Annotated in this window: 18 protein-coding genes; 12 read left to right on the forward strand and 6 right to left on the reverse strand. The window is 72.1% G+C overall.

Annotation, left to right across the window (positions count from 1 at the left end; translation table 11 throughout):
- Window positions 1-69: 69 nt before the first annotated feature.
- The 3 genes from ACSHWO_RS29255 (at window position 70) to ACSHWO_RS29265 (ending at window position 3,494) form a co-directional block, all read left to right on the forward strand.
- A complete protein-coding gene (locus ACSHWO_RS29255; RefSeq protein ID WP_438316449.1) occupies window positions 70-1,326 on the forward strand; it encodes a PE-PGRS family protein in 1,257 nt (418 codons plus the stop codon).
- A gap of 32 nt (window positions 1,327-1,358) precedes the next feature.
- On the forward strand, window positions 1,359-1,868 hold the full coding sequence (locus ACSHWO_RS29260; protein ID WP_361098150.1) for a Pycsar system effector family protein: 510 nt from the start codon (window positions 1,359-1,361) through the stop codon (window positions 1,866-1,868).
- Between the two features lie 447 nt (window positions 1,869-2,315).
- Complete coding sequence (locus ACSHWO_RS29265) at window positions 2,316-3,494, forward strand: M48 family metalloprotease (protein ID WP_438319299.1); 1,179 nt, start codon at window positions 2,316-2,318, stop codon at window positions 3,492-3,494.
- Window positions 3,495-3,513: 19 nt separating this feature from the next.
- Here ACSHWO_RS29265 and ACSHWO_RS29270 read toward each other — a convergent pair whose 3' ends face one another.
- Genes ACSHWO_RS29270 through ACSHWO_RS29280 form a run of 3 tightly spaced genes read right to left on the reverse strand, consistent with a single transcriptional unit; the run spans window position 3,514 to window position 7,050 of the window.
- On the reverse strand, window positions 3,514-3,867 hold the full coding sequence (locus ACSHWO_RS29270; protein WP_385817136.1) for a UBP-type zinc finger domain-containing protein: 354 nt from the start codon (window positions 3,865-3,867) through the stop codon (window positions 3,514-3,516).
- A complete protein-coding gene (locus ACSHWO_RS29275) occupies window positions 3,864-5,363 on the reverse strand; it encodes an ATP-binding protein (RefSeq protein WP_438316453.1) in 1,500 nt (499 codons plus the stop codon). The genes ACSHWO_RS29270 and ACSHWO_RS29275 overlap by 4 nt, the downstream gene beginning before the upstream one ends.
- A gap of 10 nt (window positions 5,364-5,373) precedes the next feature.
- Complete coding sequence (locus ACSHWO_RS29280) at window positions 5,374-7,050, reverse strand: FAD-dependent oxidoreductase (RefSeq protein ID WP_438316456.1); 1,677 nt, start codon at window positions 7,048-7,050, stop codon at window positions 5,374-5,376.
- A 314-nt stretch (window positions 7,051-7,364) separates the two neighbouring features.
- Here ACSHWO_RS29280 and ACSHWO_RS29285 point away from each other — a divergent pair, with 314 nt between their 5' ends.
- From ACSHWO_RS29285 to ACSHWO_RS29325, 9 genes are all read left to right on the forward strand, one after another.
- Window positions 7,365-8,027, forward strand: a complete 663-nt coding sequence (locus ACSHWO_RS29285; RefSeq protein ID WP_361098136.1) for a hydrolase — start codon at window positions 7,365-7,367, stop codon at window positions 8,025-8,027.
- 6 nt (window positions 8,028-8,033) lie between these two features.
- The gene (locus ACSHWO_RS29290) at window positions 8,034-8,531 is read left to right on the forward strand and encodes a DoxX family protein (protein WP_385817133.1); all 498 of its coding nucleotides are present in this window, start codon (window positions 8,034-8,036) and stop codon (window positions 8,529-8,531) included.
- An 86-nt stretch (window positions 8,532-8,617) separates the two neighbouring features.
- A complete protein-coding gene (locus ACSHWO_RS29295) occupies window positions 8,618-9,205 on the forward strand; it encodes a Dps family protein (RefSeq protein WP_361098130.1) in 588 nt (195 codons plus the stop codon).
- Window positions 9,206-9,265: 60 nt separating this feature from the next.
- The gene (locus tag ACSHWO_RS29300; RefSeq protein WP_385817132.1) at window positions 9,266-10,096 is read left to right on the forward strand and encodes an alpha/beta fold hydrolase; all 831 of its coding nucleotides are present in this window, start codon (window positions 9,266-9,268) and stop codon (window positions 10,094-10,096) included.
- 61 nt (window positions 10,097-10,157) lie between these two features.
- Complete coding sequence (locus ACSHWO_RS29305) at window positions 10,158-11,111, forward strand: alpha/beta hydrolase (RefSeq protein WP_438316462.1); 954 nt, start codon at window positions 10,158-10,160, stop codon at window positions 11,109-11,111.
- Complete coding sequence (locus tag ACSHWO_RS29310; RefSeq protein ID WP_438316465.1) at window positions 11,108-12,994, forward strand: amidohydrolase; 1,887 nt, start codon at window positions 11,108-11,110, stop codon at window positions 12,992-12,994. Before ACSHWO_RS29305 ends, ACSHWO_RS29310 begins: the two co-directional genes overlap by 4 nt.
- A 27-nt stretch (window positions 12,995-13,021) precedes the next feature.
- Entirely contained in the window at window positions 13,022-13,771 is a 750-nt protein-coding gene (locus ACSHWO_RS29315) for a GPR1/FUN34/YaaH family transporter (RefSeq protein ID WP_438316468.1), read from the forward strand.
- Window positions 13,772-13,830: 59 nt separating this feature from the next.
- The gene (locus ACSHWO_RS29320) at window positions 13,831-14,916 is read left to right on the forward strand and encodes an LLM class flavin-dependent oxidoreductase (RefSeq protein ID WP_438316471.1); all 1,086 of its coding nucleotides are present in this window, start codon (window positions 13,831-13,833) and stop codon (window positions 14,914-14,916) included.
- On the forward strand, window positions 14,913-15,545 hold the full coding sequence (locus tag ACSHWO_RS29325) for an FMN reductase (RefSeq protein ID WP_438316474.1): 633 nt from the start codon (window positions 14,913-14,915) through the stop codon (window positions 15,543-15,545). Before ACSHWO_RS29320 ends, ACSHWO_RS29325 begins: the two co-directional genes overlap by 4 nt.
- 316 nt (window positions 15,546-15,861) lie before the next feature.
- Here ACSHWO_RS29325 and ACSHWO_RS29330 read toward each other — a convergent pair whose 3' ends face one another.
- From ACSHWO_RS29330 to ACSHWO_RS29340, 3 genes are all read right to left on the reverse strand, one after another.
- Entirely contained in the window at window positions 15,862-17,304 is a 1,443-nt protein-coding gene (locus ACSHWO_RS29330) for a hypothetical protein (RefSeq protein ID WP_438316477.1), read from the reverse strand.
- A complete protein-coding gene (locus ACSHWO_RS29335; RefSeq protein WP_438316480.1) occupies window positions 17,301-23,057 on the reverse strand; it encodes a hypothetical protein in 5,757 nt (1,918 codons plus the stop codon). Before ACSHWO_RS29335 ends, ACSHWO_RS29330 begins: the two co-directional genes overlap by 4 nt.
- A 159-nt stretch (window positions 23,058-23,216) precedes the next feature.
- Window positions 23,217-24,725 (reverse strand): DUF4246 domain-containing protein, encoded by a 1,509-nt coding sequence (locus ACSHWO_RS29340; RefSeq protein WP_438316483.1) that lies wholly within the window; start codon window positions 24,723-24,725, stop codon window positions 23,217-23,219.
- Window positions 24,726-25,268 lie beyond the last annotated feature (543 nt).

Consider the following 25,268-nt stretch of genomic DNA (forward strand, 5'->3'; position numbering starts at 1 on the left):
CCACTGCACCCCTCGGCGCGCGCCCTCCGGGCCCGAGCCGCTCGAAACGTCCCAAGGAGCAGCGTCACCATGATGAGCCAGCCGCCCCAGTGGCAGCAGGACGCCAACCGCCACACCGTGCTCGTCGACCCGGTGGTCACGATCCAGGAGCTGTCCCGCTTCAGGCCCCTGCGTACCACGCGCATCGACCACGCCCTCGTCTTCACCACGGCCCAGGGCGGCCTCGACACCTACCTGCCGCCCAGTAGGCCGGCCCGTACCGAACTCGCCACCCGGCGCTGGACCAGCGTCTACGAGGTGGACATGGGGTTGCACGAATCCGCCGCCGTTCTCGCCCTTGCCAGCCAGAACGACGCCTTCCTCTTCGAGGTGTCGCTGGCGTGCACCTGGCAGGTCCTCGACCCGGCCGCCGTCGTGACGAGCGGCGAACGCAACGTGCCCGCCATGGTGCAGCGCCTCGTCGAACAGGCCGTTCGACCCGTGCTCCGCGGCTACGCCATGCAGGACAGCGCGGCGGCCGAACTCCACGCCCGCAAGGCCCTCGAAGAGGCAGGACCGCTGGGCGCCCGCGCCGGGATCGAGGTCCGCTGCACCCTGCAGATCCGGCGGGACGAGGCGGCGCTCGAACAGGAACGCCAATTGCGCGAAATCGAGTTCGCGCGCCAGAAGCTCGAACCCCATCACGCGCTGCTCGTACGGGAGGACGAACTCGCGGCGCAGCGCGCCCTGGCCCAGGACCGCCAGCAGCACGACGTCGAACTCCAGCGCCAGGCCCTTGAACACCAGCGCCAGATGGACCAGGGCCGCAAGGAGCTGGAGCTCCAGGAGATCGAGGCCAAGAAGATCGAGTACTACACCTACTACCTGGAACGCGGCGGCCCGTCCGCCATGGCCTTCCAGCTCGCACGGCATCCCGAGGACGCCCGTCTGATCATGGAGAACCTGCGTCAGGACCAACTCCTGACCATGAAGAACCAGCTCGCGGTCGTCCTCCAGGCGCTCGGTGGCGGCCCCGGCGGGCTGGAGGAACATCAGATGGACGAGCCGCGCCGGCTCGCGGCCAGCTACATCAAGGAAATCCTGAGCGTGCAGCCGTCCCGGCCCGCAGCACCGCAGCTGCCCGCGGCGGAGGGACCCTCGTACCCCGGCACGGTGGATCGCCAGGAGCACGGAGCCGCGGCCGCGCCCAATCCCTCGACTCCGGACGGAGGCGGTGCACCGCCGCAGGACGTGTCTCCGCAGGCCGGATCTCCCGAGGGTGCACCGCCGCCCACGCCGGACGGACCGGTCTTCGGCTACCCCGCCCCTCCGCAGCCGCCGCGATGAGCGCCACCGTTCCCGGGCCCGGCCCTGCGCAGGTGCCACTGCAGGCGGAGCCGCAGCGCACCGCGGACCGGCTCCTGCGCGAACTGCGTCAGGAGGCCGCCCGTGCCGACACCAAGGGCTCGGTCCTCGTGGCCGCCCAGGGCATGACCGCCGCCGCGCTCGTCGGTGTGCTCGCCGCGCGCGGCTGGCGCCCCTCCCACCTCACGGCTCCCGGTCAGACGATGTGGTGGGCGGGGACCGCGTGTTTCCTCGTGTCGCTCGTCTCGCTGCTGATGGCCGTCCTTCCCCGCTACCGGAGGGCGGGTTGGCAGCCAGGTGCCCCGCTCACCCATTTCGCGGACATCCGCGGCGCGGCCCGCCAGGGGCCGACGGTTCTGGAGGAGGCGCTGCGGGAAACCGACCGGGCTCCCGGTACCGCTGTCCTCGCCTCGCTCGCGGAGAACAGCCGGATCGTCTCGATCAAGTACGGCTGGCTGAGGGCAGGCATCGCCGGATTCACGGCGGCGCTGGTGCTGCTGCCCTGTGCGCTGCTCGCCGGCTGAGCCCTCGGGTCACTGCCGAAGCCCGGCGATTCGTATCGGAAGACCATCAGGAGACACACCGTCATGTCCGACCACGAGGACGCTCCTCCCCCCTACCCGGGAGAGGAATCCGCACCACCCCCGTATCCTGCCGAGCAGACACCACTCCCACCTCCGGCCGCTCCGGCAGTGACCGCGCCCGGGTACCCGGGGGGCCAGCTGCCCCACGCGGATCCGGGACGGACCCTTCCGCCCACATACCCCGGGTACACCGGGCCCCCCACGTACCCGGGAGGGACGGCGGCATCCTCCTCCCCGGGTGACGCCACCCCGCCCGCTTACCCGAACGACGCGGCGCCTCCGTCGTACCCGGGAACGGAGACGGCCCCCACGTATCCGGTGCCCGTCCTGCCCGACCTACCCGGGGAGACGCGGGCACGACTGGCGTACCCCGCTGACGCGGTGACCATGCCGAGCGCCGAGCAGGCCTCGTTGCAGCCGCCGACCGGCGCGTACGTACCGCAGACCGACCCGCAACCCGCGGCCCCGCCGCTGCCGCCCACCTCCCATGCGGCACCCGGCTACGGGCCCGTCGTCGATCACGACGATCTGGCCTTGGACCAGGGGCGCAGGATGGTGAAGGCCGTGCAGCGGAGCATCGACGGCGCTGCGTTGTCCCATCTGCTGGTGACCGTGCCGATCGGGCTGATCAGCCTGGCCGTCGTCGCCTCCGTGTCCGCGCTGGTCAACCCTGTCCTCGGGGTGCTCGTCCCCGTGGTGTGGTTGCTGTCCGGACCGCTGGTCTTCAACCGCACGGTCGAATCCGCCATCGCGCAACGCATGTTCGGCATGCGGAGGCCCACCCCGGAGGAAGCCCGGCGACTCGACGTGGTCTGGGAGCAGGTGACCCGGCGTGCGGGCGTCAACCGGGAGACCTACGAGCTGTGGATCCAAGAGCGCACGGAGCTGAACGCGACCGCGGCGGCCGGGCACATCGTCGCCGTGACCCGGCATGCGATGGACCGGCTTCCCAACTCCCGCCTCGGGTCGGTGCTAGCACACGAACTCGGACATCACGTGGGCGGCCACACCTGGGCGGCGATGCTGGCGGACTGGTACGCCCTTCCCGCCCGGCTAGTCGGGCGGGCCGTCCTCGCCCTCGTGGTCGTCCTCTTCCGTACGAAGCACTGGGCCGGCATCGCCTGCGGGGGCTGCATGTCGCTGGCGATCGTCCAGTTCCTCTTCCTGATCACCGTCACGGAGGGGATGTGGTGGCTCGTGGTGCCGGTGGCGGCCGGTCCGCTGCTCATCGCCTGGCTGCACCGACGGGCCGAGTTCCGTGCGGACGCGTACGCAGTCGGGCTCGGATTCGGTGATGCGCTGGAAGACGTCCTCATGACGGAGGCCCGGGCGGCGGCAACGCCCGACGTTCCTCCGCAGGGGCCTGGGCAGGCTCCCCTCGGAGTGCCGGCGATCCCGAGGCAGTACCCGGGGCTCCCGCCCGCACCGCCGCAGTACCCGGCGGGGCAGCAGCACCCGGGGCAGCCGGCGAGCAGCGACGGCCTGGTGGCCAAGGCGGCGCACACGAACGTTGAGGCACGCCTCCGGAACGTCCGGCTGGTCATGTCCCAGCAGCTGCACCACTAGCCGATCGAGCGGCGGAGCCTCAGCGGTGGATGTGGTTCGGCCAGTCCTGGGGGACGCGGTCCGCGGGGCCCGGGGCCGCCTGGTCGGCCGGGTGGTCGGAGGGCGGGGCCAGGTCGGGCCCGGACTCGTACATGGTGCCGGTGTCGTAGTTCCAGAACCACGCCTCGCCCGGTTCGAAGCTCTGCACCAGGGGATGTCCGGTGGACTTCCAGTGGGCGGTGGCGTGCTGGGCCGGCGAGGAGTCGCAGCAGCCGACGTGGCCGCACTGGGCGCAGCGCCGCAGGTGGAACCACCAACCGCCCACCGCGTCGCAGTCCCCGCAGCCGGTGCCGCTGGGCGGGACGCTCGGGTCGATGCCGTCGATCTCGGTCATGCGGGCTCCTCGGCGGTCTCGGAATCGGAATCGGTACCGGGTGCGGTTTCGGGCGCGGGCTCGGTTTCCGGGGCGGTCAGGGGCAGCAGTACCTGGAAGCGGGTGTCGCCCGGGACGGACTCGACCTGGAGGCTGCCGTGGTGCTTGTTGACGACGATCCGCCAGGAGATGTCGAGGCCGAGACCGGTGCCCTCGCCGACCGGCTTGGTGGTGAAGAAGGGGTCGAAGATGCGGCTGCGGATGTCCTCGGGAACTCCGGGGCCGGTGTCGCGGAACTCCACGAGCAGCCGGTCGCCCTCCCGGGCCGTGCGGACCGTCAGGGTGCCGTCGCCGCCGGTGCTCCCGATGGCGGCCACCGCGTTGTCGATGAGGTTGGTCCACACCTGGTTGAGCTCCGCCGGATAGGCGGGCACGTCGGGGAGGGAGCGGTCGTAGTCCTTGACCACCTGCACCCGGGGGCCGATCTTGCCGGACAGCATCAGCAGGGTGCTGTCGAGGAGTTCGTGGACGTCGACGTCGCGGTGCGGGGCGCGGTCGAGCTGCGCGTACTGCTTGGCCGCGTCCACCAGGTGGGAGATGCGGGTGGTGGAGTCGTCGATCTCGTCCATCAGCAGCTCGGTCTCGACGGTGTAGTTGAGCCAGCCGATCGCCCCGGGCAGGACGTCCTCGGCCACGGTCGCCGCGACCTGCTCCAGCCAGTCGATGTCCAGCCCGGCCTGGACGAAGGTGGGCGCGACCCGCCAGCCCTCCGTGATGCCGTGGTCGTCGAGCCAGTCGGTGAGCGCGTCCTCCCGGTCCGACGCCTCCAGGGGGCTCAACACCGGCGCCTTGGCGACGCGTTCGGCGGTGCGCTCCTGGATCTCGATGAGCTCGGCGAGGGCCTCCCGGGAGTACGGGCCCTGCGCGATGACCGCCAGCTTGTGCCGCATCTTGCCGACCCGCTCGCGCAGGGCCGCGGTGGCCCGGACGGCGGCCGCGGCCGGATTGTTGAGCTCGTGGGTGAGTCCGGCGGACAGTGATCCCAGCGCCAGCAGGCGTTCGCGCTGCCCGACGGCCCGCTGGGTGTTCTTGGAACCGAAGAAGAGCCCCTCCAGCAGGTGCGCCGCCATCGGGAACCACTCCCGCATGACGTCCGCGAACGACTGCGCGGGCAGTACGAAGAACCGGGTGGACTCGGTCACCCGCATCGAGTTGGTGTACGCCTGCGGCACCCTGTCGCCCAGGTACGCCTGCATGGCGCCCGCGTACACGCCGCGCTGCGAGGTGCGGCTGACCTCGACGTCGTCGCCGCCGACCCGGCGGTACAGCACGACGGTGCCCTCGATCATCACGTAGAAGCAGGTGGCTGGATCGCCCTCGGTGTACACCGGACCCGGGCCGAACCGCTCCACCCGCCCCTCGGCGCACAGCCGTCCGAGCTGCTCCGCGGAGAGCTTCTCGAACAGGAACAGCGATCCGATCTCGTGCGGATCGCAGGGCATGACCTGCGTGCTCATGACGGCCTGCTCATGACTGCTCCAGGTAGCGGTGGACGAGCATCACGGCCATGGCCCCCTCACCCACGGCGGACGCGACGCGCTTGGCGGACCGGGCGCGCGCGTCGCCCGCCACGAACACGCCGGGAACGCTGGTCTCCAGGTGGTAGGGCGGCCGGTCCAGCTCCCATTCGGGCGGCGGGCGCCCGTCCGGGGTGAGGTCCGGGCCGGCCAGGATGAAGCCGTCCCCGTCGCGCAGCACCGTCCCCTCCAGCCAGTCGGTGAGCGGGGCCGCGCCGATGAACACGAACATCCACTGGGCGTCGACGACCTCGGTGGCGCCGGTCCCGGCGTCCCGCAGGGTCAGCCGTTCCAGGTGCTCCTCGCCGTGCGCCGCCTCCACGGCGGTCCGGGGCCGGACGGTGATGTTGTGCGCGTCCTCGATCTGCTGGATCAGGTAGTACGACATCGACGCCGTCAGGGAATCCCCGCGCACGAGCAGCGTCACGGACTTCGCACCCCGCGCCAGGTAGACCGCGGCCTGCCCGGCGGAGTTCGCGCCGCCGACGACGTACACGTCCTGCCCCTCGCAGGACGCCGCCTCGGTGAGGGAGGAGCCGTAGTACACCCCGCGGCCGGTGAGGCCCTCGCAGCCCGGCGCCCCGAGCTGCCGGTACGAGACGCCGGTCGCCAGGATCACGCTGTGCGCGGCGATCGCCGAGCCGTCGGAGAACCGTACGACACGCGCCGCCCCGTTGACATCGAGCCCCGTGACCTCGCGCGCGGTCAGTATCTCGGCGCCGAAGCGGCCAGCCTGGCGGCGGGCGCGGTCGGTGAGCTGTGCACCGGACACGCCGTCCGGGAAGCCGAGGTAGTTCTCGATGCGGGAGCTCTGGCCGGCCTGCCCGCCCGTCGCCGACCGCTCGACCAGCACCGTCCGCAGCCCCTCGGAGGCCCCGTACACCGCCGCACCGAGCCCGGCCGGGCCGCCGCCGATGACGACGAGGTCGTAGAACTCGGCGGCCGGCGTGGTCGCGAGCCCCACGCGGGCGGCCAGCTCGGGCGCCTCCGGCTCGACCAGCACCGTCCCGTCCGGCGCGATCACCACGGGCAGCCGGCGGCCGTCGCTCCCGGCCGCCTCCAGCAGCCGCCGCCCCTCGGGCTCGTCGGACGAGTACCAGCGGTACGGGACCTGGTTGCGGGCCAGGAAGTCGCGCACCCGCGAGGAGGGCGCCGACCAGCGGTGCCCGACCACCTTCGTCGCCGGTACGGGCCGGTAGTCGCTGGAGCGCCAGACGGCGAGGAGGTCGTCCAGCACGGGGTAGAGCTTCTCCTCCGGCGGATCCCACGGCTTGAGCAGGTAGTGGTCGAGGTCGACGACGTTGATCGCGTCGATGGCCGCGTTGGTGTCGGCGTACGCCGTCAGCAGCACGCGCCGCGCCCCCGGGTACACGCCGAGCGCCTGCTCCAGGAACTCGATGCCGTTCATCTGCGGCATCCGGTAGTCGGCCAGGATCACGGCCACGAGATCGCCCCGCAGCTTCAGCTCGCGCAGCGCCTCCAACGCGGACTCACCGGACTCGGCGCGCACGATCCGGTACCCGCCGCCGTAGCGTCGCCGCAGGTCACGGGCGATGGCACGGGAGACTCCCGGGTCGTCGTCCACCGTCAGGATGACGGTCCGCGCCGCGTCGGTGGCCTGTGCCATGCTCCTCCGCCCTGCGTGCTCGGGACGGCCGACGTGACGAGCAGCCCGCGCCGGCTCCCGCCCATCGTATGTGCGATCCCGCGCCTCCGCTCCGGCACACGAGGCCCCGCCCCCTCTACGTGACCGCCCGCTCACAGGGGAGCACGCCCCGCTTCCGGGCGACGGGCGGGTCGGTCCCGGGAGTGAGTGCGCTGCGGGGACAGTTGCCGTGCGCGGAGGGGACTTCGAGGGGTTCGGGGCGCTCGTAGGTTCGGCGTGTGGCGAGCCGCGGCAGCGCGGAAGGCGCCGCATCCCGACCTTTGAGAGGACCCCTCATGTTCGACATCACCCAGGTACAGGCCGCACCGAGCGCGGACCTGCTCACGGCCGACAACTCGGTCATGCTCTTCGTGGACCACCAGCCGCAGATGTTCTTCGGCACCGGCAGCGGCGACCGCGCCGCGATCATCAACAGCACGGTCGGGCTCGCCAAGGCCGCCCGGGCCTTCGACGTGCCGGTCGTCCTGACCACCGTCGCCGCGGAGTCGTTCTCCGGGCCGCTGCTGCCGCAGCTCGCCGACGTGTTCCCCGGGCACGACGTCATCGACCGCACGACGATGAACGCCTGGGAGGACGAGGCGCTCGTGGCGGCGGTCAAGGCGACCGGCCGCAAGAAGATCATCCTGTCCGGTCTGTGGACCGAGGTGTGCCTGGTCCTGCCGGCCCTGTCCGCGCTGGAGCAGGGCTACGAGGTCTACGTGGTCGCCGACGCCTCGGGCGGCGTCAGCCCCGCCGCCCACGAGCACGCCATCCAGCGGATGCTGGCCGCCGGAACCGTGCCGGTGACGTGGGTGCAGGTGCTCCTGGAGCTCCAGCGCGACTGGGCCCGCCAGGAGACGTACGGCGCCGTCATGGAGATCGTCAAGGAGCACGCGGGCGCCTACGGCCTCGGCGTCGTCTACGCGCAGGCCGTCATCGGCGAGCACGCGGCCGGCTGATCCGGCGTGGACACCGGCATTCTCCTCCTGCGGTTGCTGGTGGGCCTGCTCGTCGCGGGCCACGGGGTGCAGAAGGTCAGCCGGCACCTCGGCGGGGAGGGACTCGACGGCGGCACCCGGGAGTTCCGCCGTGACGGGTTCCGCGGAGGCGCCCTGACCGCCCTCGCGGCGGGCGGCGGGCAGATCGGGTCCGGCCTGTTCCTGGCCGCCGGACTCCTGACCCCGCTCGCCGCGACGGGCGTCATCGGGGTCATGACCGTCGCCCTCACCGTGAAGTGGCACAACGGGCTGTGGGTGCAGCACGACGGCTACGAATACCCCCTGGTCCTGATCGGGACCGCCGCGGCCCTGGCCGCCACCGGCCCCGGAGCCTGGTCCCTCGACGCGGCCCTCGGACTCACGCCCCACCCCCTGTGGTGGACGGTGCCCGTGCTCGCGGCCGGCACCGGCAGCGGCCTGCTCACCCGGCTCGTGCTCCACCGCCGCCCCGCGCTCGGCGACTGACCAACAGACCGGCCCGGCCGCGCGCGTACACCCCCTTTGCCCGCGCGGCCGGGCCCCCGTCACCCGTCCCCTCTCAGGAGTACTCCATGGGAACCACCACCGACGCACCACCCGCACACGGCGGCGGCCAGCCGCTGCTGCACCAGAAGGGCGGAGAGACCCAGGCCTTCGGCACTCTCAAGCAGCTGCCCATCGGCCTCGGCCACGACACCCGCATGTACGCCTGCCAGCGGCTGAACCAGGTGCTCGCCGACACGCAGATCCTGTACGCCCTCTACAAGAAGCACCACTGGCTCGTGCGCGGAGCCACCTTCCACTCGCTCCACCTCATGCTCGACGCGCACGCGGAGGCCCAACTGGCCCTCGTGGACGCCCTGGCCGAGCGCGTCCAGAGCCTCGGCGGCGTCGCCGTCGGCGATCCGCGCCACGTCGCCGAGCTGACGACGATCCCGCGGCCGCCGGACGGTGTCGAGAAGGTGCCCGTCATGCTGTCGCGGCTCCTCGACGCGCACGAGCGGATCCTGGTCGACGCCCGGGACGCCGCCGCCCGGCTCTCGACCGAGGGCGACGAGGGCAGCAACGACCTCCTCGTCTCCCAGGTCGTCCGCACCGGCGAGGCCCAGGTGTGGTTCCTGGCCGAGCACCTCGTCGACACCCCCCTCGTGCGCGCCTGACCCCCGGCCCCGCACACCACTTCCGCAGATCACATCCGTCCCCGACACAGGGAGCACACCATGCCGTTCGTCAACGTCGCCCAGGGCGACTCCGCCCCCGTCGAGCTCTACTACGAGGACCACGGCAGCGGACAGCCCGTGGTGCTGATCCACGGCTGGCCGCTGAACGGGGCCTCCTGGGAGAAGCAGACCGCCGCACTGCTCGCCGCCGGCCACCGGGTGATCACGTACGACCGCCGCGGCTTCGGCCGTTCCGACCAGCCCGCCGACGGCTACGACTACGACACCTTCGCCTCCGACCTCAACCAGCTGCTCACGGCCCTGGACCTGCGCGACGCCGTGCTGGTCGGCTTCTCCATGGGCACGGGCGAAGTGACCCGCTACCTCGGGACCCACGGATCCGGGCGCATCGCCAAGGCCGTCATGATCGGCGTCGTCCCGCCCTTCCTGCTCAAGACCGACGACAACCCCGGCGGTGTCGACGGGGACGTCTTCAAGGGCATCGAGGAGGCCATCCGCGCCGACCGGTTCGCGTTCATGACGGACTTCTTCGCCGACTTCTACAACGTCGACGTGCTCGGCGGCGAACGCATCAGCGAGCAGGCGGTGCAGGCCAGTTGGAACGTCGCCGTCGGCGCCTCCGCCAAGGGCACCCTCGACTGCGTCCAGGCCTGGCTCACGGACTTCCGCGCGGACCTGCCGCGCATCGACGTCCCCACGCTGATCATCCACGGCGACGCCGACCGCACCCTGCCCGTCACGGCCACCGCGATCCCGCTGGCCGAGCGGATCGCGGGCGCCGAGCTCCGGATCGTCCCGGGCGCCCCGCACGGCCTGCTCTGGACCCACGCGGCCGAGGTCAACGCCGAACTGCTCGCCTTCCTGGGCTGAGCCCGGCGTCCCTGGCGCCCCCGTACCACGACCGCACCGCCCCCTCTCAGGAGAACCCTCCATGCCGAACCAGCCCGTCCTCGAAGCCGCCGCCCAGGCCTTCGCCGACGCCACCGCCCAGCCCCCGTTCCTGTACGAGATCCCCGTCGCGGAGGGCCGCAAGGCCGTGGACGGCGTGCAGAGCGGTGACGAGGTGCCGCTGCCCGCCGTCGACGAGGAGTGGCTCACCGTCCACGGCGGCGCCGCCGGGGACGTCCGCGTCCGCATCGTCCGCCCCGCCGGCGTCACCGGACCCCTCCCCGTCGTCCTCTACGTCCACGGCGCCGGCTGGGTCTTCGGCAACGCCCACACCCACGACCGGCTGGTCCGGGAACTCGCGGTAGGGGCGGGGGCGGCCGTGGTCTTCCCCGAGTACGACCTCTCGCCCGAGGCCCGCTTCCCCGTCGCCATCGAGCAGAACTACGGCGTCGCCCAGTGGATCTCCCGCGAGGGGCGGCACAAGGAGCTCGACAACACCCGGATCGCCGTCGCCGGTGACTCGGTCGGCGGGAACATGACGGCCGCCCTCACGCTCCTGGCCAAGGAGCGCGGCGACGTCCGCTTCCTCCAGCAGGTCCTCTTCTACCCCGTCACCGACGCCGCCTTCGACACCGACTCGTACGAGCAGTTCGCCACCGGCTACTTCCTGCGCCGCGACGCCATGCGCTGGTTCTGGGACCAGTACACGACCGACGCGGCCGAGCGCGCCTCGGTCACCGCCTCCCCGCTGCGGGCCTCCCTCGACCAGCTCACCGGACTGCCGCCCGCGCTGGTCATCACCGCCGAGGCCGACGTCCTGCGCGACGAGGGCGAGGCGTACGCCGCCAAGCTCCGGGCCGCCGGGGTCCCCGTCACCGCCCTGCGCGTGCTCGGGACCATCCACGACTTCGTCATGCTGAACGCGCTGCGCGAGACGCGGGCCGCGGACCTCGCCATCGGCCTGGCGGTCGACACCCTGCGCAAGGCCCTGTCATGACCCGTACCCCCAGCATGCCCGTGGCCGGGGTCGTCCCCGACCGTCAGCCGGACGGGCCGGCGGCGGACCTCCTCGTCCGCAACGCCAAGGTGTTCACCGGCGACCCCGACCGGCCCGCCGCCCGCGCCGTCGCGATCCGCGACGGCCGGGTGGTGGCCCTGGGCGACGACCACGACCTCGCCCGCCTCGTGGGCCCGGCGACCAGGGTCGTCGACGCCCTCGGCCGGCGCGTGGTGCCCGGCCTGAACGACTCCCACCTGCACGTCATCCGGGGCGGCCTCAACTACGTCCTGGAGCTGCGCTGGGACGGCGTGCGCAGCCTCCGCCACGCCCTGGCCATGCTGCGCGAGCAGGCCGGGCGCACTCCCAAGGGACAGTGGATCCGCGTCGTCGGCGGCTGGACGGCCGAGCAGTTCGCCGAGCGGCGGATGCCGACCGTGGCCGAGTTGAACGCCGCCGCGCCCGACACCCCCGTGTTCGTCCTGCACCTCTACCAGTCGGCCATCCTCAACCGGGCCGCGGTCCGCGCGGCCGGCTTCACCCGCGACACCCCCGACCCGCGCGGCGGCCAGATCGTACGGGGCCGGGACGGCGAGCCGAACGGCATCCTGCTGGCGGCTCCGAGCGCCCTCATCCTCTACTCCACCCTCGCCAAGGCCCCGGCCCTGGACGAGGACGACAAGCGGACGTCGACGCGCCACTTCCTGCGTGAGCTCAACCGCTTCGGACTGACCTCGGCGGTCGACGCCGCCGGCGGTTTCCAGAGCTTCCCCGAGCACTACGCGACGGTCGTCGACCTGGCCCGGTCGGGCGAGCTGTCGCTGCGGATCGCCTACCACCTGTTCCCCCAGACCGCGGGGCAGGAGCTCGACGACCTCAAGCGCTGGACGGAGACGGTCAAGCCCGGCGACGGGGACGAGTGGCTGCGGCTGAACGGCGCGGGCGAGAACCTGACCTGGGCCGCCGCCGACTTCGAGAACTTCTCCGAACCCCGCCCCGAACTCGCTTCCGGCTACGAGGCGGAGTTCGAGCAGGCGGTCCGGCTGCTGACGGAGAACGGCTGGGGCTTCCGCCTGCACGCGACCTACGACGAAACCATCCGCCGCGACCTGGCCGTCTTCGAGAAGCTCGCGGCCGAAGGCCTCTTCCCCGGCGGCAACCGCTGGCTCTTCGACCACGCCGAGACCGTCTCGGCCGAGAGCCTGGACCGGATCGCGGCCCTCGGCGGCGCCCTGTCCGTCCAGAACCGCATGTCCTTCCAGGGCACCGCCTTCCTCGACCGCTACGGCGCCGAGGCCGCCTCGCACGCCCCTCCGGTCCGGGCCATGCTCGACCGGGGCCTGACCGTCGCCGCCGGAACGGACGCCACCCGCGTGTCCTCGTACAACCCGTGGGTCGCGCTGCACTGGCTGGTGACCGGCCGCACCGTCGGCGGCACGGACCTGAGCCCGGCCGGGCAGCCGCTCGACCGGGAGACCGCCCTCGGCCTCTACACCCGCGGCGGCGCTCGGCTCACCGGCGAGCAGGACGTCAAGGGCGTCCTGCGCGAGGGCTGCTACGGCGACCTCGCGATCCTGTCCGAGGACTACTTCACGGTGCCCGAGAGCGCCCTCCCCGACATCGAGTCCGTCCTCACGGTCGTCGGCGGCCGCATCGTCTACGCCTGCGCCGAGTACGACGGCCTGGACGAACCCCTGCCGCCGGTCAGTCCCCGGTGGTCGCCGGTGGCCCGCTTCGGCGGCTACCAGTCCCGGGGCACGCTCCAGGCCCTGCGCATGGCCGAAGTCGTCGCCGAGTCCGAGGAACAGCGCGCCTGGCGCGCCGCACGCGGCTCCGCGGCGCAGCCGCCCCAGCCCTTCGTCGACCCCTGCTTCGCGCACTGACGCGCGCCGACCCCAGGAAGACCTGAGATGAGCACCACCCCCGCCACCCCCGCCACCGGCGGCGACCGCGCCGACGACGGCGACGACGGCCCGGCGGCACCGCCCGGGCGCCGCTTCGAGCCGGACCTCCGCTCGATGACCCGCATCAACCTCCGCCCCATCGCCTCCCCGATGCCGCTCGGCTTCTTCACGGTCGCGATCGCCTCGGTGATGACGGCCTGCCTCCAGCTCGGGATCCTCGCCCCCGCCGACCGCCGGGCCGTCGCCCTGTGCGTGCTGCCCGCCTTCGCCCTGCAACTCCTCGTCAGCGTCCTGGCCTTCCTGGCCCGGGACGTGATCGCGGCCACGCTCATGGGGACCTTCGCCGGAAGCTGGCTGGCGTACGCCCTCGTCATGGGCACCGGCGCGGCCGGCGGCCTGAAGGTCCTGGGCGTGTTCAACCTGGCGTTCCTGTGCTTCGGGGCGCTGATGGCCGCCGTGACCCGGCCCAAGCGCGCGCTGTGGGTCGTCCTCGTGGTCTCCCTGCCCCGCTGGGCGGCCACCGGGCTGTCGGGGCTGACCGGCGCCGAATGGCTCACGCACGCCTCCGGGGCCCTCGGGCTCCTGGTGGCGCTGGCCGCGACCTACGCCGCGTACGCCCTCATGCTGGAGGACATGCGCAGCGAGGAGGTGCTGCCCATCGGGCGCAGCGGCCCCGCCCACACCGCGGTCGAGGGCGACCTCTCCGTACAGCTGCGCAACCTGGAACGGCAGGCGGGCGTGCGCCGCACCCTGTAGCCCCCGGTTCCCGGTCCCCGGCGAAGCCCCCACCACCCCTCACTGAGAAAGCGACTCCTGTGCAATTCGGCATCTTCACGGTGGGCGACGTCACGCCCGATCCGACCTCGGGCCGGGCACCCACCGAACACGAACGGATCAAGGCGATGGTGACCATCGCGCTCAAGGCGGAGGAGGTGGGGCTGGACGTCTTCGCGACGGGTGAACACCACAACCCGCCGTTCGTGCCCTCCTCGCCGACCACGATGCTCGGGTACGTCGCCGCGCGCACCGAGCGCCTGATCCTCTCCACCTCCACCACGCTGATCACCACCAACGACCCGGTGAAGATCGCCGAGGACTACGCCATGCTCCAGCACCTGGCCGACGGGCGCGTCGACCTGATGCTGGGGCGCGGCAACACGGGCCCCGTCTACCCGTGGTTCGGCCAGGACATCCGCGACGGCATCCCGCTCGCGATCGAGAACTACGCGCTCCTGCAACGGCTGTGGCGCGAGGACGTGGTCGACTGGGAGGGGCGCTTCCGGACGCCGCTGCAGGGCTTCACCTCGACGCCGCGCCCGCTGGACGGCGTCGCACCGTTCGTCTGGCACGGCTCGATCCGCAGCCCGGAGATCGCCGAGCAGGCCGCGTACTACGGCGACGGCTTCTTCGCGAACAACATCTTCTGGCCCAAGGACCACTTCCGGAGGCTGATCGACCTGTACCGCCGGCGCTTCGCCCACCACGGCCACGGAACGCCCGAGCAGGCGGTGGTCGGCCTCGGCGGCCAGGTGTTCATGCGCCGCAACTCCCAGGACGCCGTCCGGGAGTTCCGTCCCTACTTCGACAACGCTCCCGTCTACGGGCACGGCCCCTCGCTGGAGGAGTTCACCGAGCAGACCCCGCTCACCGTCGGCAGCCCGCAGGAGGTCATCGAGAAGACCCTGACGTTCCGCGCGGGTTTCGGGGACTACCAGCGCCAGCTGTTCCTGATGGACCACGCCGGCCTGCCGCTGAAGACCGTCCTGGAACAACTGGACCTGCTCGGCGAGGAGGTGGTCCCCGTGCTGCGCAAGGAGTTCGCGGTCGGCCGGTCCGCCGAGGCTCCGGCCGGGCCGACACACGAGGCCCTCGTCGCCCGGCGCGGCGGGGAGCAGCGGTGAGTCCGGTGCGGCTGGCGGTCGTCACGGCCGGGCTGAGCGTGCCGTCGTCCACGAGGCTGCTCGCCGACCGGCTCACAGAATCGGTCCGGCGGCAACTGGCGGACACGGAACGGACGGTCGAGGTCGACGTCCTGGAACTGCGGCAGCTGGCCGTCGACATCGCCAAGCACCACGTCACCGGCTTCCCCGCGCCCGCCGTGCGGGACGCGCTCGAAGCCGTGACCCGGGCGGACGGACTGATCGCCGTCACACCGGTCTTCAGCGCCTCGTACAGCGGCCTGTTCAAGTCCTTCGTGGACGTGATCGACCGCGACGCACTCGTCGGCAAGCCGGTGCTCGTCGCCGCCACCGGCGGCACCGCACGGCACTCCCTCGCCCTGGAGTACGCGATGCGGCCGCTCTTCGCCCATCTGCGGGCCGTCGTGGCACCGACCGCCGTGTTCGCGGCCCCCGAGGACTGGGGCTCGGCCGGGGACACCCGGACCGCCGCGCTCGCCGGACGCGTCGACCGGGCGGCCGCCGAGCTGGCCGAGCTGATGGTCCGGCACCAGCAGGTCGCGGAACCGGACGGGGACGACGAGGTGGTGCCGTTCGAGGAGCAGCTGGCCGCCCTGGGCGGCACACCGTAGGGGCCCTTCCCGCCGCTCTCCATGCCCAGCCCGCGCGCTGCCTCCCCGCCCGTCCAGGGCAGGGAGGCGGCGCGCGTTCGTGTTCCGGGCGCGGGTGCGCCACTGCTCCGGTGCTGGGGCCAGGAGGCGGCACCGGTGGCAGTGTTCCGGGCGTGCACCCGGACACGACGATCCGTGCACGGTTCGCCCGCCGCGCAGGCTCCTGACGCCCCCGTCCTCACTTTGTTGAACATGTGGCCGTCCCGTTTCGCCGCTTGTATGACTGGCGCCCCGCGCGGGCGATGACCCTCGGCCGAGGACCTCGCCCGCCCCGACCTCAGGAGCACAGGACGTGCACCAAGGACTCCAGGGCGGTGTTGTCGAGCGCGGTGCGGTGGGCGAGCTTGTTGCGGGATGCCCAGAGGGTACGCAGCCGGTCGGCCTCCGGCTGGCTGAGCCGGACGTGGCCCTGCAGGTGAGCGCGCCACATCGCACCCAGTTCCATTTCGGCGCGTCGGCCGTAGCGAGCGGCCAGTTCGGTTCCGGGGAGGCGCGACCGGACCCCGATCACCTCGGTGAACTGCTCACGGGCCTCGTCGAGCAGGGGCAACAGGGCGTGATTCTGGGCCAGCCAGACACGGGTGCGCACGCTGTGCTCGTGTTCGGCCCCGCCCGCGGGGCGGCGGCGCAGCCGCCCGTCCCACCTGTCGAGCGTGCCATGGTTCCATTCGGGACGCAGGGAGGCGTTCGGATGGAGCGGGGCTGCGGTCGACTCCGTCGTCCGCGGGCCGCGCAGGGGGGTTCGGTCCGGCGACGGTCCGGCCGTGAGCCGGTGCAACTGCGCGGGAAGGCCGTCCGGCCGCCCGTCCCACTCGACCGCCAGCCGCGCTGCCAGATCGAGGAAGGGCCCGCACACTTCGACCACGGTGGCCTGCGCCACCGCTTCGAGGAGCTGGTGCCGGGCGGCCGGACCGGTCGGGCGGGCCCGGGCCATGGCGACCACGGTGGCGGTGTCGAGGCGGCCGAGGGCACCCCACCACCAGTGGACGCCGACGTCCTCGCGTGCGATCTGCTCCGGCAGTTCCACCGGCAGCTCCGTCGACGTGGCCAGCACCAACAGGCGCGGGCGCCGTCCCGGGGGCAGGCCGGCTGCCTTGACCGTGGCGGACAGCCGGCGCAGCAGGTCGGTGGCGGCGGTCGGGGCGGGTTCCTGCCAACCGCGCACCACGATCACCCGGGTCGCGTCAGGGCTGCCCGGAGCGGTGGCGGTGAGGCGTTCGAGGAGTCCTTCGGTCCCGGTGTGTCCCCGGTCGGCGTCGGAGGCCGGGGCGCCGAGTTCCTTGACGATCCGGTCAGCCAGGCAGGGGAAGGCGGGTTCCTCCCGCCGGACGTCCGGCGCCGAGGCCGTGCGGGCCCGCGGAACCGCCGCGTACCTCGTCCGTACGGCCGAGAAGGCGGCCAACCCGTCGTCGTAGTCGAGGATCGGGTCCATGTCGCCCCACGGGTCCGAGCCTACGGGAGGCGGTGGGGCCGGGAGGAGGTGTCCGGGTGCCGTACCGTCGCCGGGTGCGGGGACGAGGACGAAGTCCGCGAGTTCGTGGAGCAGCTCGTCCAGCAGGGCCTCGACATCGGCCGGCGCACCGGTCAACTGGGCCTGTGGGAAGAGGCAGAGGCAGCTCCTTCCCGACCGCAGGTCGCCCAGCAGCCGACGCATCCACAACCGCACTCCGGGCAGCGTGGTCACCGGGGTCCCGGAGGGCGCGTGCGGCTCGGGAGTCACGACGGTTCCGACAGGACCTGGAGCGCCCGAAAGGTGATCCGGTCCAGCGAGCAGCCCTCCGGCCCGTCGTCCAGCACACCGTGGTCGAGCAGTCGGCCCACGAGCGAGCCGACCTCCTCGATCCGCAGTCCGGTGACCGACGCGATGTCGGCGTAGGCGCATCCCTCGCCCGGCTCCACGTACTGGCTCCACTCGGCCAGCACCCCTGTCAGACGGGCGTCGAGCCCGACCCGCTCCAGGTGCACGCGGGCGAAGTCGCGCTGCCTGATGAAGTCCCGGGCGTCCTCCAGGGCCGCTTCGAGAGTGGAGCCCTCCCGGGCGATGCGGTGCACGGTCCGCTCCAGCAGGTGGGGCCAGCCACCGGTGAGTTCGATGACCCGTCGCCGCTTGTCCGGGGTGTCGAACGGACACTCCGGCCAGGCGCGGAGACTGTCCGCGGTCCACCGTTCGGGACGCACCACACTGGTGATGAGTTCGTCCTTCTGACCGAGCGCGGCCGGATCCACCAGCAGGACGGCCGTCCGATGGGGCACTCCGCCCTCCGGCAGGGAGGTGTGGGCGTGCAGGGACGTCACCCAGTCGGCGACCTCGGCGGACCCGAGACCCCTGACATCGGCCAGGATCAGGGACGGTCGGCCGTCCGTGTCCTTCGTCAGCGCCTGGGGCGGGGCACCGGGGGGCGCCTCCCGGAACTCCAGTCCGCGCGCGGTGGAGTACGACTTCACCGCGCGCTTCACGAGCGCCGGCCCATGGGCCTCGGTCAGGCACACCGCGGCCACGCCGGGCGCCGTCACCAGGTGCAACTGGTGCTCCGTGAGCGGACTGTAGCGGGCGATGTGCTCGCGGTCCGGCCCGACGAAGCGCCGCGAGAAGCGCGGGTTGTAGTCGTAGGGAAGGTCGAACTCGGTTTGACGCAGCTCGAGTTCGAGGTCCTCGCGGGTTCCCAGCATGCTGACGACGTTCGGGCTGCGGACGGCGTACAGACGCGCGTCGGCCAGCTGGATGAGCAGGCCCAGGCCCACCATCTCGTCCAGGTAGATCCTCACGTCGCTCGCGGTGAGCGAACTGAACCCCTCCCGCCAGCGCTCCTTGGCGGCCCTCAGGAGCTCATCGGCGTCGTAACCGTAGCGGTAGCGGTCCTCCTGGCTGCGCAGGGCGATCACCAGCGCGAGGACCCGGTAGCGGTCCTCGAGGTTGATGGTGATCCGCAGCCGCTCGGCGATGTGGCGGTGGACCTGTGCGGAACCGGTCACGGACCGGACGTCGTCGTCGGTGACCGTGATCGGCCACTGCGCGGAGGCGAGCGACTTCCCGCGCAGGGCCGCGACGAGCCGTTCGCAGAAGATCTGGACCAGACACGCCTGGTAGTTCGTCGCGGCGAGCACCCGCCAGACCAGCTCGGGCCGGTCGAAGCGGTACCCGAAGGCCGCCATCGGCTCGACGACCAGGCGCTGTGCCTCGGCCGGCTTCAACGTGCTGATCAGGACGTCCGGGCCGCCGTGCGTCAGGGGCACGTTGGACAGGTGGCTGAAGCGCTGTACCTGGTGCAGGCCCGCAAAGACGATCTTGAAGCGGCGGTCGGTGCGGTCCATCAACCCCTTGAGCCGGAGCACGTTGGAGAAGGTGGCCTCCCCACCGCGCCCGCGCACGGCCTTGGAGTCCGCGGTCAGGAAGGCGTCGGCCTCGTCGGCGAGCACCAGCACCCGCCTGTCGTGACTCTCCTCCAGCCACTTCTCCACCTTGGCGAGCATCACGTCCGGGGTGTGGGCGGAATCCGCCGACCCGCCCAGTACGCCCACCCGCTTCAGCTCGTCCTCCAAAACCGCCCAGATGCGTTCGGCCGGCTCGGCCTCACCCACTCCACGCGCCTTGAGGTCGACGTAGATGGCCTTGCGGCCGGGGACGCCCGGAAAGGACGCCTGTACCTTGCGCAGGAGAGCGGACTTGCCCAGCTGGCGTCCGCCGTACAGGAACAGCGCGCCGAGCGGGTCCGTGACGGCGGCGATCTCCTCCTGCCGGCCGTAGAAGACCTCCGGCGGCACGAGCCCGGCCACGAAGGGCGTGTACGGGTTGTACGCCGTCCACGGCAGGGTGACCCGTTGCGTGGCCCGGAAGGAGCGCGGCGAACGCGCCGCCACCCAGCCGAACACGGCGGGGTCCACCACCAGCGCCTGCTGGGAGGAGGCGGTGCGCGCGCGGGCCGCCATCTCCCGGCGCCCGTTCAGGCCCAGCGGATACAGGTAGAGGATCAGGCAGGCCCCGGAGTCGCTGCTGTCCAGCAGTTCCAGCGGGCTGCGGCCGCGCTGTTCGTCGGAGACCACGAGGATCGTGTACGAGGACGCGGCCGACCCCAGGGCCGCCACGTAACCGGGAGCCGTCTCGCTCGCCCGCGCCCGGGCGGTGAGCCGCAGTACACCGCGCACCTCGCGCTGCTGGTCCCGGACGGGCGTCTGCAGGCATTCCAGCCCCAGCACGCGCAGGACGGACGGGATGTGCCGCTGCCACTCCGAGCCCCGGGTGGCGGGGCGGCACAGGGCGTCCCACGACTCCAGCCCGCTTCGCGCGCCCTCGGTGAGGGGCTCCCCGTCCAGGTAGGAGTTGGCCCAGGGGCGGGCGGAGTACCCCTGGTTCCCGGCCTTGCGCACCACGGACAGCTCGATGCCGTCGGTGAAACGCTCCAGCTCCGCCCCCGAGTCCGTGGCGCTCCAGTCGGGGAGGGGTTTGCCCTCGCGCAGCAGTGCCAGACACTCCTCGGCGGTGACCGTGTCCCGTGCGTCGAGCAGCGAGGTGAGGCGTCGCAGTTCCTCGGGCGGGGGGTTCAACGCGGCCAGGCTTTCGTGGAGGCGCGCCACGTACTCCTGCACCTTCCCCCGCATCTCGCGCTCCAGGACGGCGATGCCGGCGCAGGCTCGGCCGAACGCGCCCTCCGGTGCGGGTCGGCCCAGCTCTTCGAGGCGGCCGACGAGTTCCCGCTCCGTCTGCATGTCGAGCTGCTGGGTGCGCAGCTCGGCGAGGAGGGCGCTCGCTGCGGCGTGGGCCTTGCGGTGAACGCTGCTCCAGCGTGCCCATTCGGGATCGCGCATCTGCCGCCAGTCGCGCGGCACGGCGTCGAGACCCGCCGGGAGGGCGGGGACGAGGTCCTGTTCCAGCGCCGAGACCAGGGCGTCGGCGAGGTGCAGGTCACCCCGTTCGAGGTACTTCCGGAGCACCGCGCGCGCGTCGACCGGCTCCAGGAGCGCGAGCACCGCTTCGCGGAAGCCCTCTTGGTCGGGCCGGGGCGCCCCTTCGGCCGACCGCGGCAGTTCCGGCGCGGCGAGCAGGGCCTCCGTCCGGGGCTGGTCCGCCGCGCGTACGGCGTCGGCGTCACGGGCCGGGACGGCGGTGCCGGATGACCGGTCGCCCTCCAGCAGCCACGTGCGCAGCCGCAGCAGGGCTGCCCCTTCGACGCCCGGCGGGGGCGTTGCGTGACGTACCTGGTCCAGCGCGTGCCGAAGGCCGGTGGCGCTGTCGGCCCGCTCGTCGACGGCGGGGGCGGCCAGCGCCCGGGCGCGGGACAACAGGTCGGACACCTGCTCGATGCTGCGCAGCAGAGCCCGCTTTGCAGCGGCCTCGATCGGCTCCTTCGCCTGCTTCGGCGTGCGGATCTCGGCGTCCGCCTCCTCGATCATGCGTTCCGCGGAGCCGCGCTTGCGGAAGAGCTCCCAGACCTGGTCGAGGTCGGCCGCCTCGGCCGTGCCGGCCGCCCAGGCGCTGATTCCGTCCAATGCCTTCCCGAGGGGCTGGTCCGAGCCGATCAGACGGGTCCTGACCTGGGTCGCGCGGGTGTAGCCGATGCGCTGGCGCCGCAAGGCGTCCCGCAGCTCGGCAGCCTCGGAGGAGAGCTGGTCCGCGGTGAGTCCCGTCATGTCGTCGGTGGTCAGGCGGGTCGCGCCGAGGTCGAGCCGGTGGTAGCGGCGCAGGGCGTCGACGGCCCGCTCCAGGAGTTTGCCCCAGTTCCCGGGCACGGTGGAGGAGAGGTCCGTCTGGATCAGGAGGTCGTTGGGCCATCCCGCCAGCAGACCGGCGCGCAGCGAGGCCACGGCGGCGAGCACCAGGGCGGGTCGGTCGGCCTGGAGCAGCTGGATCTCCGGGTCGAAGCCGGTCATGACGGCCACGGCCTCTCCCTCGTCGCCGCAGGAGAAGGCGGCCTCGGCGAAGGCGAGGCAGTCGGCGCGGTGCGGGGGCTCCGCCGAGCCGACCGTCGTCCAGTAGGCCTCCTGGAACCGGCCCTGACCGATCAGCCGGGCCACCGCCGCCTCGCCGGTGCCGGGCGCCGTCGGCGGTTTCCACGGCAGGAAGTACGACCTTGCTCCGGCAACCGGATCGAGGTCCGGGTCTGCGAGGTCCGTCGGGTCCGTCGGGGTGCCGGGGGCTTCCGCGCCGGTGCGTACCGGCGCCGGGGTCGCGGGCGGGGCGGGCGCGGGTGCCGTGGCCGGTTCGTCCTTCGGGGATCGGGGCGTGACCGGCCCTGAACCCGAGACCGCTTCGGGCTCCGCTTCCGGCTCCGGCCGGGAGCCCGGGCCCGAGTCCGATTCCGGGCCCGAGTCCGAGGACACGATCGACACCGCGGCGGGGTCGGCCTCGACGGCCGGTTCCGGGACCACGTCAGGCAGATGGTCCCGCTCTGCGGTGGGATCCGGATTCGGTGCCCCTGGCGGCTCTGATTCCCCGCCGACGTCGACGGCCCGGACCGGTTCGGGCAGGGCGCCGTCCGACGGGGCGGTACGGGCCCCCGCCGCCACGAGCTCGCTGATGCGCGCCTCCAGCACGGTCAGTGACTGCTGGAGCGGTAAGCGGTGCGGCGCGTCGGACGCGGTCCTCTCCAGGAGGACGCGGAGTTCCCGGCGGTCCGCTTCCAGCCTGCGCAACTCCTCGGTGCGCTGTGCCGCGATGTCCCGTAGTTCCTGCACGATCGCGTCGAGCTGGGCGAATCCGGATTCCCCGCACCACTCCCGACCGTCGGCGGCGAGCCCGTCCGCAATCCGGGACCGAGCCCGCCGCCACTCCTCCAACTGCACGGAGAGCTGGTCCGGAACGGCCCGTCCCGCTCGGACCTGCCCGAGGGCCTCCTCCAACACCCGGCCCAGTGCCGTCGACCGCTCACTCAGCGCATGCCGCGACGCGAGCAACTGCTCCTCGGTGATCCCCACGGTCAACGCGTCGCCCTCTTCTCCTCGTACGGCACCCGTCCCTACGGATGCCTCGCCGGCGTCGGATCCGTCCTCGGCTCCGTCGGCCGGACTGCACGGTCCGTCGCCCCGCTCGCACATGCACGGCGCCCCGGCGGTCGAGGCGGCCGCCCACAGGTCGTCCCAGTGGTCCCCGACCGACCCGCCGTCGGCCACGGGGGTCTCGGCGAGGCCGTACAGGGTGATCTGGGCGAGCACGGGAGGGACCTCTCGGAGCATCTGCCCCAGTTGCTCCGTGGCGGGCGCCGTCGGCTGCTCCACCGGACGGTGTCCGTAACACCGCTCCAAGCGGAACATCGTCCAGCCCGCCGCGTACTGCGCGATCGTCGCGAGGCTGCCCGCACTGGTGCGGCTCAGCCACGTGCGGGCCGCCAGGACCTCGCGGCGCCGCAGGCGCGGCGCCGGCCCCTTCGCGGCGATCCCCGGTATGTGCGTCAACATGCCCGGAACCGTGAGCAGTTCCCGAAGTGCGCGGTCGTCCAGTCCGGTCAGCCAGGCGCGGAGCCCGTCCCCCGTGGTGTGCATGGACGGATCCTGTCAGATGCGTGCGCGGCCGCATGCGGTTTCAGGAGGATCCGGAAGCTCGCTTCACAGAGGCGGTGCACGTCTCGCCCGCCGGCTCGACGCCGTACGTGCAGGCCGTCCGTGCAATGCCGGCCTGCGCGTGTCCAGGACGAACGGGGTTCAGTGCTCGCAGAGCGAGAATTCTCGTTCGTAGAGCTGCTCGTTGTGTTCGTCGACGAAGAACTTGCGTTCCTGCATGAGCTGTTCGCGGTAGTGCCGGGCCTGTGCGAGCGTCATGGTCGAGGTCTCGGACCATGGCTGCTGTGGCGGCACATCGGATGTCGAGGTGATCGTTTTCGACGGGTCGACCAGGAAGAAGGCGAGGATCTTGCGATGGCCCGGGCGGGTGGGGTCCGTGAGGCGGAACGAGCCGACGCGGTGTTGCAGGACGTTCGGGAACGCCAGGCAGCGGCCCGCCGGGGTCGATGTCGATCCCAGTACCTGGTTCAGTGCGTCTTCGTCCTCCAGGCCGTAGACCTCGCGCAGACCGTCGTCGTCGTTCTGTTCGTAGTTCGGGTCGTCGAGTGCCGCCCGGAAACTCAGCCGGCTCTCGGTGATGTTCTCGCTGTCCCAGTAGTAGATGCCGGTCGAGACGATCCGCTCGTTCAGCATCCCCTCGACGTGCCAGGAACCGCCCTGGTACTCGGGCTTGTCCGGGGTGAGGTGGATCGTGGCGAGCTTGACGATGACTTGGAGGCGGCTCCCGCGCAAGTCGACCCGGGCGGCTGCGTCGGGCACTTCGGGCGGGGTGAAGGCGGGGGCGTCCGGGACGACCGGGCGGCGGTTCTCCCACCAGTCGTCGTGCGCCCGTGCCCACGTGCGACGGGCTTCTGCGTAGGCCTCGTCATCACCGTAGGAGGATCTGTTCGGGTATTCGGGCTCCGAGTCGTACCACCCGTAAGGATCGGCCTCGATCCGCAGGGGCCGCGGATGGCGCAGATCGGTGAGGACGTTTTCCCACAGCGGGCGCAGGCGAGCGAACAATTCCGGTAGAACCGAGGCCAGTTCGTGATGGATTTCGGGGTGGACGTTGTTGACGTACGAACGGAAGGCGACCTCGCCGTCGTCGCTGACGTCGACGTCCGTGGGCAGCCACTGGAACTTCTCCGAGAACTCGTGCCTCGAATAGCGGTCCGTCGGGTTGTGCCAAGTGTGCTCGGGCGCGCCACTCGCCTCTCTCACCAGACAGAACAGGGAAGGGTGAACCAGGTCCAGTACCTGGCCGTCGGACCCGGGATGCCAGTCCCGCTCCTCTTCGGGGACCTGTTCCAGAACCCGAACCGCCTCGCACAGCCGGGACCTGAGCTCGGCGTCCACCAGGACGTCCGACTGCCACACCCCGTCGACGGCGGACACCTCGACACCGGTTCGTGCGTCCCGCAGAGCCGCGTAATGCGCGAGTTCGGCAATGACGTAACGAACCTGCGATTCGGTGAGCCCCTGGGCGACCGCTTCCTGCGTCCACCTGGCGACGACGGCGGCGTCGTTCATCTTGTCGAACCACCCCGGCTTCGCCCGAATGTGTGCGCTGCACTCCATCATCTGGAGTTCCCGCAGCGTTCGCGGTGCCGCGTACGGTATGGAACGGGATGCCTGGAAAGGCAGCGGGAAGGCAGACAGGCCAGTCAATTCTCTTGGTCCTCCCAGTCGGTGTGCGGTGGCGGGAAGGATACTTCAGCGCACTGACACCGCAGCCGCTGCCGCGTTGCCCGGAGAAGACGGCCTCTTCTCCGGACGGCGACTTCGGTCCTCTAGAAGAAGCCGAGCTTCTGCAACGATCTCCGGCCCTCTCAGGGGAGACCCTGGAGCGACTCAGGGGCGCTTCCTTCGGCGAGCTGCTCTCACGGCACAAGCGGCCTGGCGCTTGAAGCAGTTCGCGCTGCGCAGGCAGTGCCGAGTCGTCTGGGGAGTTCTCGACGTGCGCGCCGCTGGCGGCCAGCGGCGCGCACGGCCATCCGGCTGGCTTCGAAGCGACCTCGGGGGTGAGGCGGAGGCCGCGTGGAAGAGGCGGGGCTCGACATCGGTGAAACGTTGGCCCCATTCGGGGGCGGGGCCAGCGGGTCAGGCGCTGACCTGAGCCATGTCGACGTCCGCGCTGTCGTCGCTGAGGGCGGCGAGGTAGCGCTCGGCGTCGAGTGCCCGCTGCGCAGCCGGAGCCGGCGGCGGTGATGG

Source organism: Streptomyces pallidus (ex Mingjun et al. 2026) (genome assembly GCF_051550185.1).
Classification (GTDB): domain Bacteria; phylum Actinomycetota; class Actinomycetes; order Streptomycetales; family Streptomycetaceae; genus Streptomyces.